General features: G+C 71.8%; 28 protein-coding genes. 8 read left to right on the top strand and 20 right to left on the bottom strand.

Annotated elements, in window-relative coordinates; genetic code table 11:
• Nucleotides 1–71: 71 nt before the first annotated feature.
• From OHT61_RS04320 to OHT61_RS04310, 3 genes are all read right to left on the bottom strand, one after another.
• Entirely contained in the window at nt 72–1,100 is a 1,029-nt protein-coding gene (locus OHT61_RS04320) for an NAD-dependent epimerase/dehydratase family protein (RefSeq protein ID WP_329043093.1), read from the bottom strand.
• Between the two features lie 86 nt (nt 1,101–1,186).
• Nucleotides 1,187–1,900, bottom strand: a complete 714-nt coding sequence (locus OHT61_RS04315; protein ID WP_329043091.1) for a lysophospholipid acyltransferase family protein — start codon at nt 1,898–1,900, stop codon at nt 1,187–1,189.
• Nucleotides 1,901–2,394: 494 nt separating this feature from the next.
• Nucleotides 2,395–3,339, bottom strand: a complete 945-nt coding sequence (locus tag OHT61_RS04310; protein ID WP_329035163.1) for a hypothetical protein — start codon at nt 3,337–3,339, stop codon at nt 2,395–2,397.
• Between the two features lie 335 nt (nt 3,340–3,674).
• Between OHT61_RS04310 and OHT61_RS04305 the strand changes: the two genes are divergently transcribed.
• On the top strand, nt 3,675–3,803 hold the full coding sequence (locus OHT61_RS04305; protein ID WP_267883626.1) for an LPFR motif small protein: 129 nt from the start codon (nt 3,675–3,677) through the stop codon (nt 3,801–3,803).
• A 270-nt stretch (nt 3,804–4,073) separates the two neighbouring features.
• Here the strand turns inward: OHT61_RS04305 and OHT61_RS04300 are convergent, their stop codons facing one another.
• From OHT61_RS04300 to OHT61_RS04290, 3 genes are all read right to left on the bottom strand, one after another.
• Nucleotides 4,074–4,448 carry a VOC family protein gene (locus tag OHT61_RS04300; RefSeq protein WP_329035161.1) on the bottom strand — a complete coding sequence of 125 codons (375 nt, stop codon included), beginning with the start codon at nt 4,446–4,448 and terminating at the stop codon, nt 4,074–4,076.
• A 126-nt stretch (nt 4,449–4,574) separates the two neighbouring features.
• The gene (locus tag OHT61_RS04295; protein WP_329035159.1) at nt 4,575–4,952 is read right to left on the bottom strand and encodes an SRPBCC family protein; all 378 of its coding nucleotides are present in this window, start codon (nt 4,950–4,952) and stop codon (nt 4,575–4,577) included.
• A gap of 27 nt (nt 4,953–4,979) precedes the next feature.
• Nucleotides 4,980–5,231: an HU family DNA-binding protein gene (locus OHT61_RS04290; protein ID WP_329035157.1), complete on the bottom strand. Its 252-nt coding sequence runs from the start codon at nt 5,229–5,231 to the stop codon at nt 4,980–4,982.
• Between the two features lie 174 nt (nt 5,232–5,405).
• Between OHT61_RS04290 and OHT61_RS04285 the strand changes: the two genes are divergently transcribed.
• Nucleotides 5,406–5,948 carry a 2'-5' RNA ligase family protein gene (locus tag OHT61_RS04285; RefSeq protein ID WP_329035155.1) on the top strand — a complete coding sequence of 181 codons (543 nt, stop codon included), beginning with the start codon at nt 5,406–5,408 and terminating at the stop codon, nt 5,946–5,948.
• Nucleotides 5,949–5,978: 30 nt separating this feature from the next.
• Here OHT61_RS04285 and OHT61_RS04280 read toward each other — a convergent pair whose 3' ends face one another.
• From OHT61_RS04280 to OHT61_RS04260, 5 genes are all read right to left on the bottom strand, one after another.
• Nucleotides 5,979–6,137: a hypothetical protein gene (locus OHT61_RS04280; RefSeq protein WP_327121010.1), complete on the bottom strand. Its 159-nt coding sequence runs from the start codon at nt 6,135–6,137 to the stop codon at nt 5,979–5,981.
• Between the two features lie 67 nt (nt 6,138–6,204).
• Nucleotides 6,205–7,155 carry a cytochrome c oxidase assembly protein gene (locus OHT61_RS04275; RefSeq protein WP_329035153.1) on the bottom strand — a complete coding sequence of 317 codons (951 nt, stop codon included), beginning with the start codon at nt 7,153–7,155 and terminating at the stop codon, nt 6,205–6,207.
• Between the two features lie 111 nt (nt 7,156–7,266).
• Entirely contained in the window at nt 7,267–8,292 is a 1,026-nt protein-coding gene (locus OHT61_RS04270; RefSeq protein WP_327121014.1) for a 6-phosphofructokinase, read from the bottom strand.
• A gap of 183 nt (nt 8,293–8,475) precedes the next feature.
• The gene (locus tag OHT61_RS04265; protein ID WP_329035151.1) at nt 8,476–9,204 is read right to left on the bottom strand and encodes a type 1 glutamine amidotransferase; all 729 of its coding nucleotides are present in this window, start codon (nt 9,202–9,204) and stop codon (nt 8,476–8,478) included.
• A gap of 34 nt (nt 9,205–9,238) precedes the next feature.
• Nucleotides 9,239–10,477 carry a Mur ligase family protein gene (locus OHT61_RS04260; protein ID WP_329035149.1) on the bottom strand — a complete coding sequence of 413 codons (1,239 nt, stop codon included), beginning with the start codon at nt 10,475–10,477 and terminating at the stop codon, nt 9,239–9,241.
• 114 nt (nt 10,478–10,591) lie between these two features.
• Between OHT61_RS04260 and def the strand changes: the two genes are divergently transcribed.
• Nucleotides 10,592–11,143, top strand: coding sequence for a peptide deformylase (gene def, locus OHT61_RS04255; RefSeq protein ID WP_329035148.1), 552 nt, complete (start codon nt 10,592–10,594; stop codon nt 11,141–11,143).
• Nucleotides 11,144–11,161: 18 nt separating this feature from the next.
• Here def and OHT61_RS04250 read toward each other — a convergent pair whose 3' ends face one another.
• Entirely contained in the window at nt 11,162–11,812 is a 651-nt protein-coding gene (locus tag OHT61_RS04250) for a TetR family transcriptional regulator (RefSeq protein ID WP_329035147.1), read from the bottom strand.
• A 170-nt stretch (nt 11,813–11,982) separates the two neighbouring features.
• On the opposite strand from OHT61_RS04250, the gene OHT61_RS04245 reads away from it, so the two are divergent.
• Nucleotides 11,983–13,209: an acyl-CoA dehydrogenase family protein gene (locus tag OHT61_RS04245; RefSeq protein WP_329035146.1), complete on the top strand. Its 1,227-nt coding sequence runs from the start codon at nt 11,983–11,985 to the stop codon at nt 13,207–13,209.
• A 68-nt stretch (nt 13,210–13,277) separates the two neighbouring features.
• On the opposite strand, the gene OHT61_RS04240 is transcribed toward OHT61_RS04245, so the two are convergent.
• From OHT61_RS04240 to OHT61_RS04230, 3 genes are read right to left on the bottom strand one after another with little or no spacing between them, the layout of a single operon-like run.
• A complete protein-coding gene (locus OHT61_RS04240) occupies nt 13,278–13,766 on the bottom strand; it encodes a glutathione peroxidase (RefSeq protein ID WP_329035144.1) in 489 nt (162 codons plus the stop codon).
• Nucleotides 13,767–13,813: 47 nt separating this feature from the next.
• Entirely contained in the window at nt 13,814–14,353 is a 540-nt protein-coding gene (locus tag OHT61_RS04235; RefSeq protein ID WP_329035143.1) for a GNAT family N-acetyltransferase, read from the bottom strand.
• 19 nt (nt 14,354–14,372) lie between these two features.
• Complete coding sequence (locus tag OHT61_RS04230; RefSeq protein WP_329035141.1) at nt 14,373–14,948, bottom strand: helix-turn-helix domain-containing protein; 576 nt, start codon at nt 14,946–14,948, stop codon at nt 14,373–14,375.
• Nucleotides 14,949–15,097: 149 nt separating this feature from the next.
• Between OHT61_RS04230 and OHT61_RS04225 the strand changes: the two genes are divergently transcribed.
• Nucleotides 15,098–15,529 carry a DUF7144 family membrane protein gene (locus OHT61_RS04225; protein ID WP_443049359.1) on the top strand — a complete coding sequence of 144 codons (432 nt, stop codon included), beginning with the start codon at nt 15,098–15,100 and terminating at the stop codon, nt 15,527–15,529.
• Here the strand turns inward: OHT61_RS04225 and OHT61_RS04220 are convergent.
• The 3 genes from OHT61_RS04220 to OHT61_RS04210 form a co-directional block, all read right to left on the bottom strand.
• The gene (locus tag OHT61_RS04220) at nt 15,486–16,817 is read right to left on the bottom strand and encodes a chloride channel protein (protein ID WP_329035138.1); all 1,332 of its coding nucleotides are present in this window, start codon (nt 16,815–16,817) and stop codon (nt 15,486–15,488) included. The genes OHT61_RS04225 and OHT61_RS04220 overlap by 44 nt on opposite strands.
• 129 nt (nt 16,818–16,946) lie before the next feature.
• Nucleotides 16,947–18,377, bottom strand: a complete 1,431-nt coding sequence (locus OHT61_RS04215; RefSeq protein ID WP_329035136.1) for a DUF2252 domain-containing protein — start codon at nt 18,375–18,377, stop codon at nt 16,947–16,949.
• A 106-nt stretch (nt 18,378–18,483) separates the two neighbouring features.
• Nucleotides 18,484–19,440 (bottom strand): DUF389 domain-containing protein, encoded by a 957-nt coding sequence (locus tag OHT61_RS04210; RefSeq protein WP_329035135.1) that lies wholly within the window; start codon nt 19,438–19,440, stop codon nt 18,484–18,486.
• Nucleotides 19,441–19,630: 190 nt separating this feature from the next.
• Between OHT61_RS04210 and OHT61_RS04205 the strand changes: the two genes are divergently transcribed.
• The gene (locus OHT61_RS04205) at nt 19,631–19,858 is read left to right on the top strand and encodes a DUF6011 domain-containing protein (RefSeq protein WP_329035133.1); all 228 of its coding nucleotides are present in this window, start codon (nt 19,631–19,633) and stop codon (nt 19,856–19,858) included.
• A 12-nt stretch (nt 19,859–19,870) separates the two neighbouring features.
• Here the strand turns inward: OHT61_RS04205 and OHT61_RS04200 are convergent, their stop codons facing one another.
• Together OHT61_RS04200 and OHT61_RS04195 are read right to left on the bottom strand one after the other, a co-directional pair.
• Nucleotides 19,871–20,746 carry an acyl-CoA thioesterase gene (locus OHT61_RS04200; RefSeq protein ID WP_329035131.1) on the bottom strand — a complete coding sequence of 292 codons (876 nt, stop codon included), beginning with the start codon at nt 20,744–20,746 and terminating at the stop codon, nt 19,871–19,873.
• Nucleotides 20,747–20,780: 34 nt separating this feature from the next.
• Nucleotides 20,781–23,294 carry a DEAD/DEAH box helicase gene (locus OHT61_RS04195; protein ID WP_329035130.1) on the bottom strand — a complete coding sequence of 838 codons (2,514 nt, stop codon included), beginning with the start codon at nt 23,292–23,294 and terminating at the stop codon, nt 20,781–20,783.
• 157 nt (nt 23,295–23,451) lie between these two features.
• On the opposite strand from OHT61_RS04195, the gene OHT61_RS04190 reads away from it, so the two are divergent.
• Together OHT61_RS04190 and OHT61_RS04185 are read left to right on the top strand one after the other, a co-directional pair.
• Nucleotides 23,452–24,243, top strand: coding sequence for a metal-dependent hydrolase (locus tag OHT61_RS04190; RefSeq protein WP_329035128.1), 792 nt, complete (start codon nt 23,452–23,454; stop codon nt 24,241–24,243).
• A 103-nt stretch (nt 24,244–24,346) separates the two neighbouring features.
• On the top strand, nt 24,347–25,882 hold the full coding sequence (locus OHT61_RS04185; RefSeq protein WP_329035126.1) for an ATP-dependent DNA ligase: 1,536 nt from the start codon (nt 24,347–24,349) through the stop codon (nt 25,880–25,882).
• The last annotated feature ends 51 nt before the right edge of the window (nt 25,883–25,933 follow it).

The following is a 25,933-nucleotide window of genomic DNA, read 5'->3' as shown; positions in this document are numbered from 1 at the left end:
CACCCCTGTGCGGAGCGACTGACGCCGGGCATGCCGGGCCCCTCTCGCCCGGCCGGGCCCGCGGGGCGGACTCAGGCCCCGGGGCCGTGCCGCTCCAGCCAGGCGTCCTCGGCCGCGTAGTCGAAGAGCACCTCGCCGTAGCTCCGTGCCATCTTCGGGAAGGCCAGGGCCCACTCCCGGCCCCGCAGTCGGTCCGCCAGCCACTCGACGGTCTCCGGGAGCGACCGGACGTAGTCGGTCACGGGGCGATAGCCCAGCTCCCTCCCGGCCGCGTCCATGTCGTAGACGACGGGGTGCGCGCCGCTCCACGGGGTCTCGCCGATCCCGCCCTCGGACGGCGGGCCCGGCAGCAGCACCGTCTCGGTCGTCACCCCGAGCACCTCGTCCACGGCCGCGCCGATCTCCGCCACGGTCGGCGCCCGCGGATCCGCGGCGTTGAGCACCCGCGAGGCCGGCTGCGCGGCGGCGAGCCGGATCAGCTCGGCGACGTTGGACACGTGGACCGGATGGAACCGGCTCAGCCCGCCGTGGGCGAGCACCCGCCGCCGGCGGCCGTCCAGCGCACGCTTCACGAAGTAGAGCTCACGGGGTGTGCGGCAGTGCTTCCCGTGGATCGCGCCGGCCCGCAGGAGCGTCACCGGCAACGCCTCACCCGGAGCGAGCAGTTCACGCTCCAGGCCGACCTTCCGCGTCCCGTACGTCGCGTCCCCGGCGCCGACCGTGCGCTGCGTCTCGGGTATCGGCACCGGGTAGCGCGGGAAACCGCCGGGCTCCCCCTGCGTGTCGAAGCTCCGGCCGCGGTCGTCCTCGTAGACGGCCCCGCTGGATATGACGACGGCGGACCCGGTCCTGTCCGCGAGCGCCGCCACCTGTGCCGCGTGACGCCGGTCGAAGGCGACCATGTCGACGAGGACGTCGCAGCCGTCGCCCAGCGCGCCCTCCAGCGCCCCCTTCTCGTCACGGTCCACCGCCACGGCGCGGACACCGCCGGCCCAGTCGTCGTCGCGGCCGCCGCCGCGCGAGGCCGCCGTCACGTCCCAGCCGTCCTCGGCAAGGGCCCGCACGGCGACCCGCCCGATCTGTCCCGTGGCGCCCAGCACGAACGCTCGTCCTCTGCTCATACGCACGACGCTACGGCGCCCCCGGCGGGCGGACCATGAGCGTCTGCCGTCAGCAGATTCCCCCCTCAGCGCGACCGGCGCGGGAACTTCTTGGGCTGGTCGGCCGCCTGGGCCGCCTTCGCCTTGACCGCGTACTCGTCGACGTACTCCTGCCCGGAGAGACCGAGGATGGCGTACATGATCTCGTCGGTGACCGCCCGGATCGCCGCCTTCTGGTCCTCCAGTCCCGCGTAGCGGGAGAAGTCGAGCGGCTCGCCGAAGCGGATCGCGACGCGCCTGACCTTCGGCATCTTCTGTCCGGGCGGCTGGATCTCGAAGGTTCCGACCATCGCGCAGGGGATGACCGGGACCCCGGCCTTGATCGCCATCACCGCGACCCCGACCTTGCCCTTGTAGAGGCGTCCGTCGTGGGACCGCGTGCCCTCCGGATAGATGCCGAGCAACTCGCCCTTGCTCAGCACTCCCAGCCCTTCTCGGATGGCGGCCTGTCCCGCCTCCTTGCCCGAACGGTCCACGGGGATCTGCCCGATGCTGTGGAAGAAGGCCGCCGTCAGCTTCCCCTTGACCCCGGGGCCGGTGAAGTACTCGGCCTTCGCGAGGAACGTGATGCGGCGCTTCAGGATCGCGGGCATCAGGAAGTGGTCGGAGAAGGACAGGTGGTTGCCCGCGACGATGGCCGCACCGTCGTCGGGAATGTGTTCCAGGCCCTCGATGCGCGGCCGGAAGGTCAGCCGCAGCAGGGGACCCAGCACGACGTACTTCAGGACGTAATAGAACACAGCTATTCTCCTAGCCTTCTTGACCGGGCTGGTGGCCGCGTTCTGCCAGGTCACGCACGGTGTTGTCGCTCTTCTCGGACGTACCGGTGCGGCCGGCACCGGCACAGCCCGGCCGCCGACTCCCCGCCGGCCCACCCCGAAGCATCCCGTCGGTGTGCGCCGGCCGGACGCGTTCCGGTGATCGATCGTAGCTGTGTTCCAGGGACCTCCAAAGGCCCCGGGAAGCGGAGCGTGCCCGGTCATGCGGATGGTCCGGGCGGGGAAGGGGGGTCTGCCGCACACGTCGTCGAGCCGGCGGGCCCGCTGTGTCCCACCGCCCGTCCTGATGGAGCGTCATCATGCTGTGACGTGTGCCCACGGCAGCCGGGACGCAGACCTGGCCGGGCGGCGGCCCTCAGGTCGCCGGCCGACCGGGCACGGACCGACCGGGCACGGACCGGCCGGGCACGGACCGGCCGGTGACGCCGCGTCGCCGACGCGGCGCGCCTGTACGCCTAGGAGCGGCGACGGGGGCGGCCCGCGGCACTCCTGGCGGCCTTGCCGCCCGACCTCGCCGTCGAGGCCCCGGCCTTCCTCGGGGCGGGCTTCGCGGAGGCCCGCTTCCCGGCCGCGGGCTTCCTGGCGGGGGCCGCCCTTCCGGCCGCGGCGCCGCTTCCGGCCCTCGTCCTCGCGCGCGGACGCGGTTCGTCGTCCGCGTCCGGGTGTCCGGTGCCGCCGGACCCGGCACGTCGCTTCGGTGCCCGGTGCGGGCGCCGGGCGGGCGGGCGTTCCTCCTCCGCGCCGTCCGGCTCCGCCACGTCCCGGGCGTCCGGACCGGACTCCCCGGCACCCGCGTCCGCGACAGCGCCGCCGACGGCTTCCACCCCGCCGCGGCTCGCATCCCCGGCCGCGGCACCCACGCTTCCCGCCACCGCGCCCGCCTCCTCGCCGACGGTCTCGACCGCCGTGCCCGCCCCGCGTCCGAGGTCGCTCACCGCGGCGCCGGCCCCCTCACCCAGTTCGCCCACGGCCCGCCCCGTGCCGGACGCGATGTCCTCCAGCGCCGTGCCCATGCCGCGTGTCAGCTGCTCGAGCACCTGGGGATTGCGGTCCACCGTGGTGAGGAGCCGGGTGACGACCACGGCGATGTTGTGGAGCCGCACCCTGAGCTGTGCCTGTACGTCCACGCCGTCGATGTCCAGCTTCACGTGTCCCAGCCGTACATCGGCGCCGACGTTCAGCTTGAGCAGGTCCAGCACCTCCGCCTGCAGGGAGACATGGGCCTCGAGATCGTCGACCTCCAGATCGAGTTCGTCCACATGGAGCGCGGGGACATCGAGAAAGACGTCCGACGGGCCCCTGTCGGGACTGCGGTCGTGCGACGGTTCGACCTCGTTGCTGTCCGAGTCGTTGCCTTGCGAGCCGTCGTCCTCGTGGCCGGCGCTTTCGGAGCTGGGCATGGTACGCGCACATCCTCGGTCGACATCCGTGATGATCTCCCCGTTCAAGTGTCGACCTGGGGAAATCATCACGCAATCTCCCGATCGGCATTCCGTAAGAGATCGCTGGAAAGCGAGTGTGCGCTCCGAGAGATTCCGTGGTGCTGTGCAGAAGGCGGCTCGAAAGGAAATCCGACCGGTCCCCGGGAATCACGTGCGTGCATCGCACCGAACGGTTCCACCCGCCGACGGAACAGGGGCGGAGTTTCCACCCCGCTTCACCGGGTACGAGGCCGGAGAACCTGATCGCGGCGCCATCGGAGGCGCTGCGGCTACGAAAAGAAGGAGACCCTCACATGCTCAAGGCAATCGCGGATGTCCTTCGCTCCATCGGCGGCGCCATCGCCACCGTGGTCACGCTTCCCTTCCGTGCTGTCGCCCGGCTGTTCGGCGGCGCGTCCGACACGGCACACGGTCATCACTGAGGTCTCGTGCCTTTGCGGGACAACGCCCGCTCCGGTAACGGCTCGGTCCGGCGGGCGCGACCGGGCGTGAATGCCACGGAATGCGCTGAGCATTTCGCGCCGCGCGCGCCGGAACACGACGACGCTCGAGGCCGGTCATTCGGAACCCCCGGGGCGGCGGACTTCCCTCCGGTCGTCCGCCACGGGGGCCGCGCACAGCGGCCCCCGAGGAAAGCGGGAACACGGGCCATGCGGCGGGCCCGGCCTCGGCCCAGGCAGGGCGGCGGGTCCTCAGGCCCCGGGGAGGAAAAGGCAGAAGGGGTGGCCGTGAGGGTCGCGGAGGACCCGGACGCCTTTCTGGGGCTGGTGCTCCTCGAGCGTGGCGCCCAGGGCGCAGGCCCGTTCCGTTTCCGCGTCGAGGTCGTCGACCTGCACATCCAGATGCGCCTGCATCTGCTGCGCGCCGGGGCGCTGAGGCCACGCCGGGGGTGTGTGGTCCGGTTCCAGCTGGAAGCTCAGGCCGGGGCGCTCCTGTTCCGGGGCGCGCAGTCGGACCCACGCGGGCTCACGGTCCACCTCCTGCCATCCCAGCAGGGCCCGGTAGAAGTCGGCCAGTGCGGGAGGGTCGGGAGTGCCGAGCACGAAGGCGCCGAGGCGTGTCGTCATGAACCCACCCTGCCCCCGGCGGGGGAGCCCACGCTTCCGGTCCGCGGCGCGCAGCCCTGTCGCCTCACGGCCGATGCCGGGGGAGCCGGCGCCCGCGCCCGCGATCGTCCGGCCTGCCGGAGAGCATCAGCCGCGGACCAACCGGGACAGTGCCCACCGCGCGGGAGCGGCATACGCCGCCAGAGCGATCGCGGGGCCCTCGACGACGAGACGCGTGGACGAGCCTCCCGGCCGGTGGCTGACCTGGTGCCGCAACCGCAGACGGACGGGCCCGATCCGTACCCGCCACACCCACTCCCACCGTTCGTCGTCGACGGACTCGACGACGAACGCCGCCGTCACGCCGAACACCGAGACGACCTCACCGCGCATGCCCGGCGTCAGCCGCTCCCCGTCCGCACGCACGGCTCTGATCTGCGGCGACCAGCTCGGCCAGCGCGCCGGTGTGACGTAGCGCTGCCACACGTCCTCAGCGTCCGCGCGCCCCGTGGCGCGCAGTGTCATGACGGCCATTCGTCCGCTGCCCGGTCGTCAGACCTGGTCGTTGACGAACTCGTCGAGTGCCTTGCCCGGCCGCAGGCTCGCCCCTCCGTCGGCGTGGTGGAAGCTGCCGAACCCCACCAGGGTCACCGCTCCGCCCGCCCTCAGCGTCTCGGCGATCGCGCCCGCCTCGGCGACGGTGCCGAACACGGCGTCGACCACCCGGCCGATCCGTTCGGGTGACAGCTCGCCGTCGTCCGCCGTCCTGCGCCCGACCGCCTCGATCAGCCCGGACCTGTCCATAGGGAGCACCTCTTCTCGACATCGGGACCCGGGACCGGCAGGAGCGTCCACCGGCGCCGGCCGCCTCCAGCTACACGACGTCACCATGGTGGCACTTCAGGTGCATGGCCGCATGCCGCGGTGCGCCACACCGTGCACCGCCCCTCACCACGGGACGGCCCTTAGGCTGGCCCGGTGCACAGCGTGGAGCTCCTGCCCGACGAATCGACGGAGCGCGCGGTCCGGGACGCGTGGGAGGGACTGGCGCGTGCGGGACTGCCGAGCCTCGCGTCCCACCGGCATCCGACGAACCGCCCGCACCTCACCCTCGCCACCGCGGACGTCCTTCCGCCGGTCGCGTGCGAGCGCCTGGAGGAGGCTCTGGCCGTGCTGCCCGTGCCGCTGCGTCTCGACGGGCTCCTGCGGTTCACGGGAGGGCGGACACCGGTGCTCGCCTGGGCGGTCGCACCCGATGACGCCCTGCTGCGCCTGCACACGACGGTGTGGCGCATCCTGCGCGAAGCACCGGGGAACGAGCGGTCCCATCCGCTGCACGACCCCGCACGCTGGGTTCCCCACGTCAGCCTCGGCCGCGGCAGGGGCCTTCCCGCCGCGGCCTTCGACGCCGAACCGTTCCTCAGCGCCGCGGGGACGGCGACCGGCGCCCTGGAGGGCCACTGGACCGGGGCGCGGACCTACGACTCGGAGTCCCGCACCACCGCCCCGCTGGGCCGGTGAGACCCCGGCTCCGCGCTCCCCGGAGCCGGCTCAGGTGTCGCGCGTGGCCGCCATGCCCAGCGTGGCGAGCCCCAGCACCACCCAGCCGAACCAGAGCCAGCCGTTGCTCCCCAGCGCCACCGTGTACGCGGTCACCGCGACCAGCGTGCCGACAGTGAGCACTCCCATGGTCTTCGTCGATCCAGGCATGAGCGCACGCTCCTCACCCGGCCGCACGGCCGTTGGAGCCATGGTCACCCCTCGGGCGCCCCCGCCGCTACCGTCCGCGTGCCTGCAATGACGCGAGATAGGCGTTGTACGCCTTCAGCTCCTGGTCGCCGTCACGGTCGGCGGCGCGGTCCGAGCGCTTGGCCGTCCGCTGCTCGGAGCGGTACCACTGGAAGACCAGCGCGATCAGCACGAGCACCGACGGGATCTCGCTGAACGCCCACGCGATGCCGCCGGCGACCGACTGGTCGCTCAGGCCGTCGATGCCGAGGGAGGCCGGCGGGTTCTCGTAGACCTTCACCATCGGCTGGCTCGCCATCATCAGGGCGATACCGAAGAACGCGTGGAACGGCATGCCCGCGAAGAGCTCCAGCATCCGCATCACGTAACCGGGCCGGTGCGGCCCCGGGTCGACGCCCATGATCGGCCAGAAGAACACCAGGCCGACCGCGAGGAAGTGCACCATCATCGCGATGTGGCCGGTCCTCGATCCCATCAGGAAGTCGAACAGCGGGGTGAAGTAGAGCCCGTACAGGCTCGCGATGAAGAGCGGGATCGTGAACGCCGGGTGCGTGATGATCTTCATGTAGCGGCTGTGCAGCAGCTTCAGGAGCAGCTCACGCGGACCCGTCCGCCCCCGCCCGGCGACCGGCAGGGCCCGCAGGGCCAGCGTCACGGGCGCGCCGAGCAGCAGCAGGATCGGCGAGACCATGCTGATGACCATGTGCTGCACCATGTGCGCGCTGAACATGACCATGCCGTAGTCGTTGAGGCCGGTGCACATCACGAGGGCGATGGACAGCACGCCGACGACGAAGAAGACGATGCGGTTCACCGGCCATCCGTCGCCCCGCACGCGCAGCCGCACGACCCCGTACCCGTACAGGGCGAGCGCGAGGACGCAGCCGACGAGGAAGACCGGGTCCGCGGAGAACTCGAGCCCCCGTCCCAGCGTGAACGGCGGCAGATCCATGTTCATGCCGTGCCCGCTGTGATCCATCTGTTCACTCCCGCTGGGGACGTCCCCGTTTCGTGCCGGTTGTCCGGACCAGACTAGAACCGCCCCCGGCCGCTGATGCGGCCGGGGGCGGTTCACGGGGAGTCGCGGTGCTCAGAGAACGACCTGTGCCTCGGCGTAGCGCTCGGCCGGGACCGTCTTGAGGGTCTCCACGGCCGCGGCCAGCGGAACCATCGTGATGTCGGTGCCGTGCAGGGCCGTCATCATGCCGAACTCACCGCGGTGGGCGGCCTCCACCGCGTGCCAGCCGAAGCGGGTGGCGAGGACGCGGTCGTACGCGGTCGGCGTGCCGCCGCGCTGGACGTGGCCCAGTATGACCGGGCGCGCCTCCTTGCCGAGGCGGTGCTCCAGCTCGCCGGAGAGCTGCGTGGCGACGCCCGCGAAGCGTTCGTGGCCGTAGATGTCCTTGGTGCCCTGGTTGAAGTCCATGGAGCCCTCGCGCGGCTTGGCGCCCTCGGCCACCACGACGATCGCGAACTTCTTGCCGTCCGAGAAGCGCCGGCCGACGAGTTCGGTCAGCTCCTCGATGTCGAAGGGCCGCTCCGGGACGACGATGGCGTGGGCGCCGGCCGCCATTCCGGAGTGCAGGGCGATCCAGCCGGTGTGGCGGCCCATGACCTCGACGATCAGCACCCGCTGGTGCGACTCCGCCGTCGTCTTCAGACGGTCCAGGGCGTCGGTCGCGACCCCGACCGCCGTGTCGAACCCGAAGGTGACGTCGGTGGAGGCGATGTCGTTGTCGATGGTCTTCGGCACCCCGACGATGGGCAGCCCCGCCTCGGACAGCAGGTTGGCGGCCTTCAGCGTGCCCTCGCCGCCGATCGGGATGATCGCGTCCAGGCCGAGGTCGGCCACGTGGCCCCTGGCCCGCTCCACACCGTCACGCAGGTGCGCGGGCTGCACGCGGGACGAGCCGAGGATCGTGCCGCCGCGGGCGAGGATGCCGCCCACCGCGTCGAGGTCGAGCTTGCGGTAGTCGCACTCGAGGAGGCCCTTCCACCCGTCGTGGAAGCCGATGACCTCGTCGCCGTGGTCGACCACCGCGCGGTGCACGACGGAACGGATGACGGCGTTGAGGCCGGGGCAGTCGCCACCGGAGGTGAGCACACCAATTCGCATTGCCCGGGAAACCTTTGCAACGTGGGCCGACGCCGGACCACGTCGTCCGGTTGGATCCCCGCCACCCTACCGGCGCCGGGTGGCCGTACCGAACCCACTGTCCGACTGCTGGACGGCCCTCGGATGTACGAGGGCCGCGGACGTGCCGGACCGGCCCGCGGAGGGCCGGTCCGGCACGGTGTGTCAGGCGGGCTGCGTCGCCGCCGAGATGCGTTCGGCGCGCAGCGCCTCGTACCACCGGTCGTCGCTCGGCGGCAGGGCGTTCACGTCCAGGGCCAGCTTCAGCAGGTGGTCCGCGATCAGCGGATTCCGCGCCAGCACCGGACCGTGCATGTAGGTGCCGAACACGGTGTCGTTGTACGCGCCCTCCGTGCCGTCACCCGTGCCGTTGCCCCGGCCGAGCCGGACCCGGGCGAACGGGCGGGCCGACGGCCCGAGGTGGGTGACGCCCTGGTGGTTCTCGAATCCGGTCAGGGGCGGCAGCCCCAGGTTCGGGTCGATGTCACCGAGGACGTCGCCGACGCAGCGCGCGCCCTCGCCCCGGGTGGAGACGACGTCGAGCAGCCCGAGGCCGGGCTCGCGCTCGCCGAGGTCGTTGATGAACTCGTGGCCGAGGATCTGGTAGCCCGCGCAGACGGAGAAGATGATCGCGCCGTTCGACGCGGCCCTGCTCAGTCCGCCGTCGCGGCGCAGCCGCTCCGCCGCGAGACGCTGCGGCCGGTCCTCACCGCCCCCGATGAGGTAGATGTCGCCCGACGTCGGGATGGGCTGGTCGCTGCGCACGTCCACGCGCGACACGTCGAGGCCGCGCTGCCGTGCCCGGCGCTCCACGACCAGGGCGTTGCCCTGGTCGCCGTACGTGCTGAGGAGGTCCGGGTAGACCCACACCAGCCGCAGGCTGTTGTTGCTCATGCTTCGTCCTCTCCGGGGGGAGCCCGCGCGGGGGTCAGTTGCCGACACGACGGCGCAGATCCTGGAAGGCGGTGTAGTTGGCGATGACCTCGATGCGGCCGGGCGGAGCCATCTGGACGGCCTCGTCCAGGTTCTCGCAGACGCGGAAGTCGAGTCCGGCCACCTCGAGCCGGACCGCCAGGTCCAGCTTCCGGTCGCCGAGCACGAAGATCGGGTGGCCGTAGAGCTGGGTGTAGTCGACGTCCCACAGCCAGGAGGTGTCCGTGCCGTCGGCGCCGCGTGCGTTCACCGAGAGGATGACCGGCGTGGGCGGCGGGTCGATCAGGGAGAACGTCTCGAGCCAGCCCGCCGGGTTCTTCGCCAGCAGGAGCCGGAGCTCGCGGCCGAGGAAGGACACGACGTCGTAGCGTCCGGCCACCGCCTGCACCTGGTACATGCGCTCCAGCGCGACCTGCGGCGGGACGCCGAAGACCGCGGCGACGGCGGCGGAGCTCGTGGCGTTGGCCTTGTTGGCCCGGCCCGGGAGCTGCAGGTGGATCGGCCACGCGGAACCGTGCGGGTCCAGGACGTAGTCACCGTTGAGCGCCCAGCTCGGCGCGGGGCGCCGGAAGCCGCACTCGCCGCAGAACCAGTCGTCGCCCGGGCGCTGCATCACACCGCCGCAGGACGGGCAGGACCAGGCGTCGTCCTTCCACGCCTGTCCCGCCGCCACCCACACCACGTTGGGGGAGGAGGAGGCGGCCCAGACGATCAGCGGGTCGTCGGCGTTGGCCACGATCACGGCCTTGGAGCCCGACAGGCCCTCCCGCCACTTCTCGGCCAGCATCCGGGTCTCCGCCGCGCGGTCCAGCTGGTCGCGGGAGAGGTTGAGCAGCGCGATCACCTTCGGGGTCGTGTCGCGCGCCACGCCGGCGAGGTACTTCTCGTCGACCTCGATCACGCCGTACCTGGCGTCCGAGCCGCCCGCCAGCGCGGAGGTGATCCCCGCGGGCATGTTCGCCCCGAGCGCGTTCGACACGACGGGCCCCGCGGCCCTCAGCGCCTCCGCGATCAGCCGGGTCGTGGTCGTCTTGCCGTTGGTCGCGGACACGAGGATCACGTCCAGGTGCTGCGCCAGCCGCCCGAGCAGGTCGGGGTCGAGCTTGAGCGCCACCCGGCCGCCGATCACCGATCCGCTGCCGCGCCCCGCAGCGCGCGACACCGCCGCCGCGGCCTTGCCCGCCGTCACGGCGAGCTTGGCCCGCGGCGACAACGGCTCCGTGTTGCCTGCCATCGTCCTTGATCCTCCTTGCGTAAGTCCGCGCCCAGCCTATCGATGTCCGGCGCGGCGACCGCACCTCGGCACCACGCGGAACGTGGAGGTCACGTGGAACGTACGCTTCTCCCCATGCGAAACCGCCCGATCCCCGGCAGTTCCGGACGCGTTCGTGCCATGAGCCTGTTCGGCGCACCCGTGCTCCACGCCCCGTGCGACGACGTCACCGACTTCGGACCGTCGCTCGCCCGGCTGGTGGAGGACATGTTCGCCACCATGTACGCCGCGAACGGTGTCGGGCTCGCCGCGAACCAGATCGGCGTCCCGCTCAAGGTGTTCGTCTACGACTGCCCGGACGACGACGAGGTCCGGCACCTCGGTCACCTCGTCAACCCGGTACTCGTCGAGGCGGACGGGATCACCGTACGCGGACCGGAGGGCTGTCTGTCGCTTCCGGGCCTCGAAGCGGGCACGCCGCGTTTCGACCGGGCCGTGGTCGAGGGGCGGAGCGTGACCGGGGAGCCGGTACGGATCACCGGCACGGGCTGGTTCGCCCGCTGCCTGCAGCACGAGTGCGACCACCTCGACGGCCGGGTCTACACGGACCGGCTGACCGGCTTCCGGCGCACCAGGGCGCTGCGGGCCGTCCGGCGTTCCCCGTGGGGGCGTACGGACACCGCCTGACCCGCGTCCCAGGCGGTCTCAGAAGCCCTGGCCACCCGGCCGGTCGCTCGCCTCGGCCAGCCTGCCCCAGAGCAGATCGGCGAGGCTGCGCACGAGCTGCTCGCGCGAGCAGGGGCGGTCGCCGAGCCACCAGTCACCGGCCGCGTGCATCATGCCGACGATGCCGTGGCCCCAGATCCGGGCCATCTGCTCGCCGTCCGGTCCGAGGTCGACCCGTTCCATGATCACCTTGCCCAGCTCCTCGCCGAGCCGGCGCAGCAGGGGTGCCGAGTGCCGGCCGACGTCGAAGCCCTGCTCGGGCGAGGGCGCCGCGTCGTCCGACGGGTGCATGAGGAAGCGGTAGACCTGCGGCCGTGCCTCGATCGCCGCCAGGTAGGTGTCCAGGGTCGCCTCGACGCGTTCGCGGCGCTCGGAGGGGGCGTCCAGGGCGGCCCTGAGGGCGCTGAGGAGGGCGTCGGTGTGCCGCTTGGCCAGGGCGCGGTACAGGCCGCCCTTGTCGCCGAAGTGCCGGTAGAGGATGGGCTTCGTGATCCCGGCTTCGGCGGCGATCGCGTTCATCGAGGCCTTGGGGCCGTCCCTGAGCACCACTCGGTCCGCCGCTTCCAGCAGTTCCCTGCGACGCCGTTCCGCCGCTGTTCGCTGCCGTTCGGCTCCTCGTGCGGTCTCCATGTCGTCTCTCCCGCCCCACCGGCTGTCCTCGATCTCGTCACGCCCGGGCAACGTAACACCCTGCTCGGCCGCACGTTGATCCGCAGCGGGGCGGTTGACAGAGGCTACTTGCTGGTAACAGACTGTTGTTACCGCTAGTAACGGGTTATCCGGAAGTGCATGGAGGGAACATGGCCGAGTTCACGCTCGAGCTCAACGACGACCAGAAGCAGGTCCGTGACTGGCTGCACGGATTCGCCGCCGAGGTGATCCGGCCGGCCGCTTCGGAGTGGGACGAGCGTGAGGAAACGCCGTGGCCCGTCATCCAGGAGGCGGCCAAGGTCGGCATCTACTCCCTCGACTTCTACGCCCAGCAGTTCTTCGACCCCACGGGACTCGGCATCCCCGTGGCGATGGAGGAGCTGTTCTGGGGCGACGCGGGCATCGCCCTGTCGATCGTCGGCACGGGCCTCGCGGCCGTGGGCGTCCTCGCCAACGGCACCGAGGAGCAGATCGGCACCTGGATTCCCCAGATGTACGGTGACGCCGACGACGTCAAGGTCGCCGCCTTCTGCTCCTCCGAGCCCGACGCCGGTTCGGACGTGGCCTCGATGCGCACCCGTGCGGTCTACGACGAGGCCAAGGACGAGTGGGTGCTCAACGGCACCAAGACCTGGGCGACCAACGGCGGTATCGCCAACGTCCACGTCGTCGTCGCCGTCGTCGACCCCGAACTCGGCTCGAAGGGCCACGCCTCCTTCATCGTCCCGCCGGCCACCCCCGGCCTGTCGCAGGGCCAGAAGTTCAAGAAGCACGGCATCCGCGCCTCGCACACCGCCGAGGTGGTGCTGGAGGACGTGCGGATCCCCGGCCACTGCCTGCTCGGCGGCAAGGAGAAGCTCGACGAGCGTCTGGCCCGTGCCCGCGAGCGGGCGAAGTCCGGCGGCGAGCGCCTCAAGAACGCGGCGATGGCCACCTTCGAGGCGTCGCGCCCGGCCGTCGGCGCCATGGCGGTCGGCACCGCCCGCGCCGCCTACGAGGTCGCCCTCGACTACGCCAGGACCCGCACCCAGTTCGGCCGCCCGATCATCGACAACCAGGGCGTGGCCTTCCAGCTGGCCGACATGCGTACGCAGATCGACGCGGCGCGCCTCCTCGTCTGGCGCGCCTCCTGGATGGCGAGCGCCGGGAAGCCGTTCACGGCGGCCGAGGGGTCGATGTCGAAGCTCTACGCCAGCGAGACGGCCAAGACGGTCACCGCGCAGGCCGTGCAGATCCTAGGCGGGAACGGCTTCACCCGCGAGTACCCGGTGGAGCGCATGCACCGTGACGCCGCGATCTACACCATCTTCGAGGGCACGAGCGAGATCCAGCGCCTGGTGATCGCCCGCACCCTGTCCGGGATGCCGATCCGGTAAGGCCTCCCGCCCGGGCGCGACGGGGGCCGGACCGCCGAAGCGGTCCGGCCCCCGTGCCGGCCCGCCCGTTAGCGCGGCAGGTTCGCCTCGATGACCGCCACGACCTCGGGGGCCTCCGGCTCGGTGCGGGGGCGGATGCGGGCGACCGGCTCACCGGCCGGCGAGATCAGGAACTTCTCGAAGTTCCACTGGACGTCACCGGCCGCGCCCTCGGAGTCGCCGAGCTTCGTCAGCTCCGTGTAGAGCGGGTGCCGGTTCTCGCCGTTGACGTCGACCTTCTCCAGCAGCGGGAAGCTGACCCCGTACGTCGTCGAGCAGAACGTCTGGATCTCCTCCGCCGTGCCCGGCTCCTGGCCCGCGAACTGGTTGCAGGGCACGCCGAGAACCGTGAACCCGCGGTCCCCGTAGGTCTTCTGGAGGTTCTCCAGGCCGGCGTACTGGGGAGTGAGCCCGCACTTGGAGGCGACGTTCACCAGCAGGACGGCCGAGCCCTTGTAGGCGCCCAGGGTCGTCGGCTCGCCGGTGAGCGTGCGGAGCGGGATGTCGTGCAGGGTCATGAAGTATCTCCTCGATGAGCGTGGCGTCGCTCCCATTGTGACGCCCCTCAGGCGGCGGCCCCCGGGCGGCCGAGGGACCGGTAGTAGAAGGTGGTGGCCCGGAGCGTGCCGTAGGGGTCCGCCGCGTAGTCCGGGACCGATCCGCAGGGAGTCCAGCCCTCGGACCGGTACAGGCGCTCGGCGTCGCTCCCCGTCTCGGTGTCCAGGACCAGCAGGGTCAGGCCCGCCGCGGCCGCCCACTCCTCGACGGCGGTCAGCAGTGCGCGGCCGATGCCCCGGCCGCGCGCCGACGGCGCGACGACGAGCTTGGCGACCTCCGCACGGTGACGGGCGTTGGGCAGGGCCGTCCTGACGAGGCTGATCGTGCCGACCGCGCGTGCGTCGCCGTCGCGTGCGATCCACACCTGCTGGCTGCCGGACTCCACGGCCCCGGCCCGCTCGCGCCACCAGTCGGCCGCGGTCGTCCGGTCCAGGGGGGAGAGGAAACCCACGGAGGCGCCGCCCTCCACGGCCTCGATGAGCAGGGTGGCGAGTTCATCGGCGTAAGTGACCAGTTCGGGGCCGGACACGGAGACGATCTCGGTCATGAAGCGGGTCCTTTCACGTTCACGGCAGGACGATCAGCAGGGCGTAGCGGACCGGGTCCGGTCCGGGGCAGTGGAAGCGGGAGGGGCCGTGCAGCCGGAAGCGCAGGCAGTCGCCCCTGTGCACGGTGTGCGCGGCGCCCTCCACGGTGATCTCGACCGTGCCGTCGAGCACCCAGACGTGCTGCTCGACCCCCGGCACGGGTGCGTTCCCGTAGACGATCGAGGCACCCGCGTCGAGCGTGCCCTCGACGACCTCGCCGCGCAGCGCGGGATGGGGCGGGGAGACGGACCGGCGCGTGAATCCGGACCGCTCGTCGCGCCGGACCGGCTGGCTCGCGGCCCGGACGAGGGGTGCGGGTTCCTCCTCCACCTCCATCAGGAGACGTGACATCGTCCGCCCGTAGGCCGTGCAGAGCTGTCCGAGGACCGAAGTGGTCGGGCTCAGCTCGCCCCGCTCCAGCCGCGACAGCGTGGACCGGCTCACGCCGGCCCGGCCGGACAGTTCGTCGAGGGACCAGCCGTGCTCGGTACGCAGCGCCGCCAGTCGCGCCGCGAGCCGGGCGTCCACGGAGTCCCGGCACGCATCGCCTCTCATATTCGGGAGCATATCTCTGTTCTGGGATCGAGGGGTCGCGGCCGTCCATGTGCCGATCGGGTGATGGCGTGTCAGTCTTGGTAAAGGCAACATAAGCCGCATTTCGGCGCTTGCGTGCCGGCATCGGCTGCGGAAACGAGGAGGCCGACATGGCTGGAAGCATGAGCGGGACGCGGGCGGGTCACGACTCCGGTGGCGGACGCCGGGTCGCCGTGACCGGGTGGACCACCTTCGCCGCGGTAATGATGATCTTCGGCGGCGCGATGGCCATCCTCGAAGGGGTCGCCGCGATCGCCAAGGACGACCTGTTCGTCTCGACGCGCAACTACGTCTTCCAGTTCAGCCTGACCGGCTGGGGCTGGGTGCACCTCATCCTGGGCATCGTGGTGGTGATCGCCGGCTGCGCGCTGTTCACCGGGGCGTTCTGGGCCCGGGCCGTCGGGGTCCTGCTCGCGGGCTTCCTGGTGGTCGCCAACTTCCTGTGGCTCCCGTACTACCCGTTCTGGTCGATCGTCCTCATCGCGATCAACATCTTCGTCATCTGGGCGCTGTGCTCGCCTTCGAAGGGCGCTCGAACCTGAGCACCAGGACGTAGGAGACCACCACGGAGACGATCACGAGCGGCATGACGGTGATGCCCTCGCGTCCCAGCAGCAGCGTGGCCAGCAGCACCGACGTCAAGGGCAGGCGGAGCATGGCCACGCACATCGCCCCGATGCCCATCGCGAAACCCGAGGTGGCGTTCAGGCCGGGCAGGTGCGAGAGCGCCAGCCCGCCCGCCGCGCCGAGGAACATCGACGGGAAGATGGGGCCGCCCCTGAAGGCGCTCAGCGAGGCGGAGTAGGCGAGCGCCTTGCAGACGATCAGCACCAGGAGGGTCGCGGCCGTGTACGTGGCGTCCTCGGCGAGCAGGCCGCCGAGGTCGTCCTGGCCGGAGAAGAGCACTTCGGAGGCCTCCCTGCCCGTACTCTCCGCGTAGAGGAGGGCGAGGACGCCGACGGTCAGACCCATCACCACGGTCGCGACGATCCGCCGCTGCGCGACACGGTCCCTGAGCGACAGCGAGAGCCGTCTGACGCCCGTTCCGACGAGGGCGGCAGCCGCCCCGAGCACGAGTGCCCAGCCGAACTCGGCCACGGTGGGCTGGGGGGTGTGCGGCACGTGAGGAAGCGTCAGGGAGTACGTACCCAGGCCGGTCCACGAGCCCAGGCCGATGAAGATGAGCGAACCGATTCCCGAGGCCAGCAGCCCCGGCACGAGGACGATGCCGAGCATCATCCCGGCCAGTCCCGACGCCTCCATCAGCAGGAACGCACCGAGAAGCGGTGAGCCGAGCAGTGCGCTGACGGCGGCGAAGCTGCCGGCCGCCGCCACCATCGCGCCCGCGCGCGGCTCGATGCCCGGCTTCAGCAGGTGAGCCGCGTACGCGGCGAGTCCGCCGCCGAGGGCGATGAGAGGTGCCTCGGGGCCGAGGACCACGCCGAGCCCGAGCGACGCCAGCGCCGCGAGCGCCACCCCGGGAAGCTGCGCGGCGGTCGGCGACCCTGAATTGACGAACCCCTCGGCCGGCTCGTGTCCACCCGTCCCGGGCAGGTAATGGACGGCCAGCCCGGTGAGCAGACCCGACACGGCGAGCAGAGGCACCGGCCACCACGACGGTGCGCCGTCGAAGCCCAGCCCGCGGGGGAGGTCCTCGAAGGTCAGGGTCTCCAGTTCATGGACGAGGGCGAGGAACCCGAACGCCGCAGCGGAGAGGGGGACTCCGAGGAGTGCCACCATGATCAGCAGCACCGCGTATCCCCGGGTGCGGACCACCGTGAGCGGATCGGGGGCCTCCGCGCCGGGTGCTCCGACCGGTTCGGCCGACATGGTCATGGTCTCCTCGGTGTCGGGTCCCGGCCGGGGCGTTCCGCCCGGCGGGGGTCCACACGGTGATACCACGATGTCCGCTTATGTCTGTGATGTACCCGCTGTCGAGTGGCAGCGAATGCGGGTCCGCTAGGCAGCGCTCTCGTGGGCGACCGGAAGTCTGCCGGCGGACACCGCGTCGACCAGGGCCCGGTGATCCCTCTCGTTCTGGTCGGCGTACAGCTCGGCGAACGGCACCAGCGCCCGGTCGAACACGTCGCCGCGGCCGAGGTAGGCCGCGATCGCGATGCGGTCGCCGGACCGCGCGTGCGCGCGGGCCAGTGTCGAACCGCACAGCTCACCGAAGGCGGTCATGCCGCGCGGCACCATGAGTTCGGGTTCGACGATGCCCTTCCAGTCGCGCAGCTGACGCAGGTAGAAGTCCCGGCGCTTCCCGTCGAACCCCTCCACGCGCTCCCAGCCGAGGAAGATGTCACCCGCGGCCTGCATCAGGCGCTGGCCCGCCACCACCCGTTCGCCCTGGTTCCGGTAGGCGCTCGCCCCCGCGTGCGGCGCGAGCACGGAGGTGTCCGCCTCCTTCGCCTGGAGGAAGAGGGGGTCCCCGCCGTCCCTGCCCAGCAGCAGGATGATCCAGCAGCGCGTCCCGACGCTGCCCACGCCCACGACCTTGCGGGCGAGGTCCACGGGCTCGAAGTCGGCCAGCAGCGCCCGCCGGTCCGAGGGCAGGCTGCGGCCGTAGCGTCGCAGAAGCCTGTGGAACTGCCCCTCCGTCGCGCGTCGTTCCGCGTCGGGCAGCAGGTCGGCGACCGGCACGACCAGAGGCGGGTCCGCGGCGATCCTGAGCCTCCCGCCGCTCACCTCGGTGAGCTTGCCGAACGCCTGCAGACTGTCGCGGGTGCGGGCCTTCGCCGTCGCCCTCGCCACCCGCTTGCGCCCTCGCGCGGCGAGCTTGTCCGAGGCCACCGCCCGCAGGCGGTCCACGTCCGTCTTCGTGTACCAGACCTCGAGATTCCGCATCGCCGCGAACCCGGTCATCGCCTCCCTGTACGAGCGCACGGTGGCCCGCACGACGCCGGCCCGCTCCTTGTCCGAGAAGCCGTTGGCGCGCCCCGCGATGACGAGACTCGCCACCAGCCGCTTCACGTCCCACTCCCAGGGCCCCGGCAGGGTCTCGTCGAAGTCGTTGATGTCGAAGAGCAGATTGCGTTCGGGGGAGGCGAGCAGCCGGAAGTTCAGCAGGTGGGCGTCACCGCAGAGCTGGGCCCTGATGCCGGAGACCGGCGTCCCGGCAAGGTCGGATGCCATGATCGCGGCGGCCCCGCGGTAGAAGCGGAACGGCGACTCCGTCATCCGCCCGTACCGGATGGGAACGAGCTCGTGCACCCTGGCGGCCGACTGGGCCTCGAGGAGGGCCAGCGGATCCGGCCGCCCCGCCGGTCGCTCGTACACGCTGTGGCCCGACCGGGGGGCCCGCTTGCGGGCGGACCGGCCGAGCGCGGCCCGTTCCTGGGGTGTCGCACCCGGAGCGGCACGGAGCGGTGAGGTGGGTTCCTGGGGCATGACGACCCTCCTGGCGGCTCGTGAGGCCGTGGGGGGCGGCCCGCACCCCTCCATCATCCCGGGTCGGCCCGTTTCCGGCCGCTCGGCGACGTCCCGGTCCCACCGATCAGGAGCGGGGGCCTGCGAGGAACCCGCCCGGGCCCGCGCGCCGCCAGATCGCCCGCTGGCACCTGAGCGCACCGGCGCCCACCACGATGAGGACCGAGATGTTGACCAGCAGCTGCACCAGGGACCCCCACGCCTCGGACCAGCTCGCGAAGGCCGTCGAGACGCTGATGGCCGCGGCCGCCGGAATGGTCGTGACGGAGATGAACACCCCGAGCAGGGCGCTCGTGCGTGCCTCGGTGAGCGAGACGATGCCGACGACACCGGCGAGAGCCGCGACGGCGAACGAGAAGAAGTTGGGGGTGTTGATCAGGTCGGAGACGGGCCGCAGCCCCCGGTCGAACGCCTCGGACTGGAGGCCGAAGGCGCGGATGAGCAGACTGAAGACGAGGGTGATCGCGATCGTCAGGAGGAGACCCGCACCGAGCGCGGACAGCCCCCTGCGGACCATGGGCCGGTCCTTGCGCTCGATGCCCAGGGCGACCGCGACGATGGCCCCGTACTCGGGTCCGACGACCATCGCCCCGACGATCAGGATCTGCGAGTTGGTCACGATGCCGACCGAGCCGATCAGGCCCGCGACGACCAGGTAGAAGTAGAAGCTCGGAGGGTATCTCCCGCCTGACCGGATGCGTGCCTCCACCTGCTCCCAGACCGGTGCCCCGACGAGGACCCCGAGCCTGCTCGTCGCGTCGTCGGCGGCCCTTCCCGGGAACGCCATGTCGACGGACTCGACGACGACGGAACCGCGCCGGTCCACCCCGAGCTCCCGCAGGCCGCGCAGGACCTCGTCCGCGGCCCCCGTCAGCACGTCGCAGGCGACGAAGTCGCCGTCGGGACCACGCGCCGCACCCCGCAGCACGACCAGGTTCAGGACGTACGGATCGCGGGCGAGGAGCTCCTCCACCCGGTCGGTGAGATCCGGAGGGCTGACGGCCCGGACGTGGATCATGTCCACGCGGCACCCCCGTGACGCCGGAGGAACGGCCCCGGACCCCCTGCCGGACAGGTGCTTTCGCAGGGGTATGACAGAGATCGGGCGGTCATGGACCGATACCCTCCCACAACGGCACAGTTTCCGGAGGCCGACCTGCGGGCGGGTGACCACACCGTCGCGGCGCGCCCCACCGGCTTGAGAGGATCGACCCGTGGAGTCCGCCGAGCCCTTTCCCGAATTCCCCGAACCGCAGACCGGGCCCGCCCCGGCCCCGGGCCGCCGCGCCGTGCGCTGCGACCTCTGCGGACGCCCCCTCACCGGAGCGGAGTCCCGCCGTGCCGGGCTGGGACCCGCCTGCGACGCCAAACTGCACCCGGCGGGCCCTGACATCCGGACCCGCCGGCACGAGGTGGACCAGGACCCGCTGCCCGGGATCTGACCCGCCGCCCGCCTACGAGGCGTCGAGACGGCGGAAGAGCCCCTCCTGCACCACGGACACCAGCAACTGCCCCTGACGGTCGTAGATCCGGCCCCTGGCCAGCCCCCGGCCCCCCGTGGCGATCGGCGACTCCTGGTCGTACAGGAACCACTCGTCGGCCCGGAACGGCCGGTGGAACCACATCGCGTGGTCCAGCGACGCCATGTCGAAGCCGCGCGGTCCCCACAACGGCTCGACCGGGATGCGCACCGCGTCCAGCAGCGTCATGTCGCTCGCGTACGTCAGCGCGCACGTGTGCACCAGCGGATCGTCGCCCAGCGGGCCGACCGCGCGCATCCACACCGCGCTGCGCGGGTCCGCGCCCTTGATCTCCTCCTGCGACCAGCGCAGCCGGTCCACGTAGCGGATGTCGAAGGGCTGGCGCCGCGCCATCCGCTCCAGCGCCTCCGGCAGCCCGCCCAGGTGCTCGCGCACCTCGTCGGCGACCGTCGGCAGATCCTCGGGGTCCGGCACCGTGCGGGCGGGCGGCAGCTGGTGCTCGAAGCCCGCCTCCTCCGGCCGGTGGAAGGACGCGGTCAGGTTGAAGATCGTCCGGCCCTGCTGCACCGCCGTGACCCGGCGGGTGGTGAAGGAGCGGCCGTCCCGCACCCGCTCCACGTCGTACACGATCGGCACGCCGGGGCGCCCCGGCCGCAGGAAGTACGCGTGCAGGGAGTGCACCGGACGGTCCCCGTCCGTGGTGCGGCCGGCCGCGACCAGCGCCTGGCCCGCGACCTGACCGCCGAAGACCCGTTGCAGGGACTCCTCGGGGCTCCGGCCGCGGAAGATGTTGACCTCGATCCGCTCCAGGTCGAGCAGTTCGACCAGGCTGTCGGCGGGGTTCGTCATGCGGTTGTTCTCCACTCTTCCGGCCGGTGCGCCGTCACAGCTGGCCCACGGCCGTGACCCGGACGACTGCCCGGCCCTCCTCGTCGGAGGCCGCGAGATCGACCTCCGCACTGATACCCCAGTCGTGGTCCCCGGCCGGGTCGGCGAACGCCTGCCACACCCGCCACAGCCCGTGACCGGGATCCTCGTCGATCTTCAGCAGCTTCGGGCCACGCGCGTCCGGGCCCGTGCCCAGCTCCTCGTGCGCGTCCCAGTAGGCGTCCATCGCCTCGCCCCACGCGTCCTCGTCCCAGCCCGCGTCGGCATCCAGCTCGCCCAGGTCCCTGACCCGGTCCAGGGCGGCCAGCTCCACCCGGCGGAACATCGCGTTGCGCACCAGGACCCGGAAGGCCCGGGCGTTGGCCGTGACCGGCTTGACCTCGTCGGCCCGCTCCTGCGCCTGCTCCGCGGTCTCCACCTCCGGGTTGGCCAGCTGCTCCCACTCGTCCAGGAGACTGGAGTCCACCTGGCGCACCATCTCGCCCAGCCAGGCGATCAGGTCCTCCAGGTCCTCGGACTTCAGGTCGTCGGGGATGGTGTGCTCGAGCGCCTTGTACGCGCTCGCCAGGTAGCGCAGCACGATGCCCTCGGTGCGGGCCAGCTCGTAGTTCGAGGTGAACTCCGTGAAGGTCATGGCCCGTTCGTACATGTCCCGGATCACCGACTTCGGCGACACCGGATGGTCGCCGACCCACGGGTGGCTCGTCCGGTACACGTCGTAGGCGTGCCACAGCAGCTCGCTCAGCGGCTTCGGGTAGGTGACCTCCTGGAGCCGCTCCATGCGCTCCTCGTACTCGACGCCGTCCGCCTTCATCTGCCCGACGGCCTCACCCCGCGCCTTGTTCTGCTGAGCGGCCAGGATCTGCCGCGGGTCGTCGAGCGTCGACTCGACCACGGAGACCATGTCCAGGGCGTACGAGGGTGACTCGACGTCCAGCAGGTCGAACGAGGCCAGCGCGAACGTCGACAGGGGCTGGTTGAGGGCGAAGTCCTGCTGCAGGTCGACGGTGAGCCGCACGATCCGGCCCTCGGCGTCGGGTGTGCCGAGCCGCTCCACCACCCCGCCGTCGAGCAGCGAGCGGTAGATCGCGATGGCCCTGCGAATGTGCCGCAGCTGGGCGCGGCGCGGCTCGTGGTTGTCCTCCAGCAGATGGCGCATCGCCGTGAAGGCGTTGCCCGGCCGGGCGATGACCGACAGGAGCATCGTGTGCGTGACCCGGAAGCGGGAGGTCAGCGGCTCGGGGTCGGACTGGATCAGCTTGTCGAAGGTGGTCTCCGACCAGGCGACGAAGCCTTCGGGGGCCTTCTTGCGGACCACCTTGCGCTTCTTCTTGGGGTCGTCCCCGGCCTTCTTGACGGCCTTCTCGTTCTCGATGACGTGCTCGGGCGCCTGCGCCACGACGAAGCCCGCCGTGTCGAAGCCGGCCCGGCCGGCGCGGCCCGCGATCTGGTGGAACTCCCGTGCGCGCAGGGTGCGGACCCGGGTGCCGTCGTACTTGGTGAGCGCCGTGAACAGCACCGTGCGGATGGGGACGTTGACGCCGACGCCCAGCGTGTCCGTCCCGCAGATCACCTTCAGCAGGCCCGCCTGCGCCAGCTTCTCGACGAGGCGGCGGTACTTGGGGAGCATGCCCGCGTGGTGCACCCCGATCCCGTGGCGCACGTACCGCGAGAGGTTCTGGCCGAACTTGGTGGTGAAGCGGAAGTTGCCGATCAGGTCGGCGATCTTCTCCTTCTCCTCCTTGCTGCACATGTTGATGCTCATCAGCGACTGGGCGCGCTCGACCGCCGCGGCCTGCGTGAAGTGCACGATGTAGACGGGCGACTGCCTGGTGTCGAGCAGCTCGGTCAGCGTCTCGGTGATGGGCGTCAGCCGGTACTCGTAGCTCAGCGGCACCGGCCGTGTCGCGGAACGCACCACCGACGTCGGGCGCCCGGTGCGACGGGTCAGGTCCTTCTCGAACATCGAGACGTCGCCGAGGGTCGCCGACATCAGCACGAACTGCGCCTGCGGAAGCTCCAGCAGCGGGATCTGCCACGCCCAGCCCCGGTCGGGCTCGGCGTAGAAGTGGAACTCGTCCATCACGACCTGGCCGATGTCGGCGTACTTGCCGTCACGCAGCGCGATCGAGGCGAGGACCTCGGCCGTACAGCAGATCACCGGCGCGTCCGCGTTGACCGAGGCGTCGCCCGTCAGCATGCCGACGTTCTCCGTGCCGAAGAGCTTGCACAGGTCGAAGAACTTCTCCGAGACCAGCGCCTTGATCGGCGCGGTGTAGAACGTGACCTTGTCCTGGGCCAGAGCGGTGAAGTGCGCGCCCGCCGCGACGAGGCTCTTCCCCGAGCCCGTGGGCGTGGAGAGGATCACGTTCGCCCCGGAGACCACCTCGATCAGCGCCTCCTCCTGAGCCGGGTAGAGGGTGATGCCCTGGGATTCGGTCCATGACGAGAAGGACTCGAAGAGGGCGTCCGGGTCGGCGGTCGGGGGGAGCTGATCGATAAGGGTCACGTGCCCATCTTGCCTGCCTCCGGCCCGGATGAGGGAACCGGAGGACCGCGTGAAGATCACGGACGATACGCTGCCCACTCAACTCGGCCGCCTCGCAGAGGCAATGGCGGCCCTGCCGTGGCACACGGCCGAACGACGATGGGGGCGGGAAAAAGCCATGATGGGACCGGCACACTCTCTGTCAGGGGCGGCGGCCTGGCTGGGGGTGGGTGCCGCGGCCGCAGCCGCGGGTCACACGATGCCCTGGCCCGTGCTCGTCGTCGGAGCCCTGATCACCGCCGGTGCGGCTCTCGCCCCGGACCTCGACCACAAGTCGGCCACGATCTCGCGCGCCTTCGGCCCCGTCTCCAAGGCGGTCTGCGAGATCGTCGACAAGCTCTCGTACGCCGTCTACAAGGCGACGAAGGGACCCGGCGACCCCCGCAGGACCGGTGGCCACCGCACACTCACCCACACCTGGCTGTGGGCGGTCCTGACCGGCGCCACCGCCTCGGCCGCCGCGGTCTTCGGCGGCCGGTGGGCCGTCCTGGCCATCCTCTTCGTCCACCTCGTCCTCGCCGTCGAAGGTCTCCTCTGGCGCGCGGCCAGGGTGTCCAGCGACGTCCTCGTGTGGCTGCTCGGGGCGACCAGCGCCTGGATCCTGGCCGGCGTCCTCGACAAGCAGGGCAACGGCTCGACCTGGCTCTTCGACGCCCCTGGGCAGGAGTACCTCTGGCTGGGGCTCCCGATCGTGCTCGGCGCCCTCGTCCACGACATCGGCGACGCGCTCACCGTCTCGGGCTGCCCGATCCTGTGGCCCATACCGCTCGGCCGCAAGCGCTGGTACGCCCTCGGACCGCCCAAGTTCATGCGCTTCCGCGCCGGCAGCTGGGTGGAGATCAAGGTGCTGATGCCGGCCTTCATGATCCTCGGGGGAGTGGGCGCTGCCGCAGCCCTCAACGTCATCTGACGCGGCGCCCCGCCCCGGCACGATCCCGCCGCGGGGACCTGCCGAGGCCAGGCGCGGGACCGTTCCGGGGGCGGCGGGCGCGGCGGCGTAGCACCATGGCCGCATGCTGCTCGCCCGGCTCGCCCACGTGTCCCTGGAGGTCGCCGAGACGTCGGCCCGGACCCGGAAGACCGCGCTCCTCGCCGCCCTGTTCCGGGAGACGGGGCCCGACGACGTCCCCGTCGTCATCCCGTACCTCGCCGGCCGCCTCCCGCAGGGGCGGCTCGGGATCGGCTGGAGCACCCTGCGCGGCGACGTGACGCCCGCGGACACCCCCACGCTGACCGTGACCGGGACGGACGCGGAGCTGACCGCGATCGGCGCACTGAAGGGCCCCGGCTCGCAGACCGCCCGCAAGGAACGTCTGACCTCGCTGTTCGGCGCGGCCACCGCGGAGGAGCAGCGCTTCCTGCGGGCCCTGCTCACCGGTGAGGTGCGCCAGGGCGCACTGGACGCCGTGGCCGCCGAAGCCCTCGCCGACGCCGCGGGAGCGCCGGCCGCCGAGGTCAGGCGCGCCGTGATGCTCGCCGGTTCCCTCGGAGACGTGGCCCGGGCGCTGCTCACGGAGGGACCCGGCGCCCTCGCGTCCTTCCGGCTCACCGTCGGCCGGCCGGTGCAGCCGATGCTCGCCCACACCGCACGCTCGGTCCTCGAGGCCGTCGACAAGCTCGGCCCCTGCGCGGTCGAGGAGAAACTGGACGGGATCCGCGTACAGGTGCACAGGGACGGCGCGAGCGTGCGGGTCTACACCCGCACGCTCGACGACATCACGGACCGGCTGCCCGAGCTCGCGACGGCCGTGACCGGATTCCCCGCCGGGCGGTTCATCCTCGACGGCGAGGTGATCGCGCTCGGCCCCGACGGCAGGCCCCGGCCCTTCCAGGAGACCGCGGGGCGCGTCGGTTCCCGCCGGGACGTCGCCGACGCCGCCGAGACCGTCCCCGTGGTCCCGGTGTTCTTCGACGTACTGTCCGCCGACGGCCGCGACCTGCTGGACCTGCCCTTCGCCGACCGCCACCGCGAACTGGCCGCCCTCGTGCCGGAACCCATGCGCGTCCGGCGCGTCGTCGTGGCGGACCCCGGGGACGAGGGCCTGCGCGCCGCGGCGGTGGCGTTCTCCGAGGACACCCTGGCCCGCGGACACGAGGGCGTGGTGGTCAAGGGCACGGGGGCGGCCTACAGCGCGGGCCGGCGCGGCGCGTCCTGGCTGAAGGTGAAACCCGTGCACACCCTGGACCTGGTCGTCCTGGCAGCCGAATGGGGGCACGGCAGGCGCACCGGGAAGCTCTCCAACCTGCACCTGGGGGCTCGCCGCGAGGACGGCACCTTCGCGATGCTCGGCAAGACCTTCAAGGGACTCACCGACACCATGCTCGGCTGGCAGACCGGACGTCTCCAGGAGCTCTCCACCGGCGACGACGGCCACGTCGTGACCGTGCGCCCGGAACTCGTCGTGGAGATCGCCTACGACGGGCTCCAGAGCTCCACCCGCTACCCGGCCGGTGTCACGCTGCGGTTCGCCCGTGTCCTGCGCTACCGCGAGGACAAGCGCGCCGACGAGGCGGACACGGTCGAGACGGTGCTCGCGCGCCGGGCCTGACGGCCTTCCCCGGACACGCCGGCGGCCCCCGGCCCGGACGCGGGACAAGCC

Source organism: Streptomyces sp. NBC_00178 (genome assembly GCF_036206005.1).
Taxonomy (GTDB): domain Bacteria; phylum Actinomycetota; class Actinomycetes; order Streptomycetales; family Streptomycetaceae; genus Streptomyces.
The sequence above is the reverse complement of the archived record's forward strand: the minus strand, read 5'-3'. Positions and strand labels throughout refer to the sequence as shown.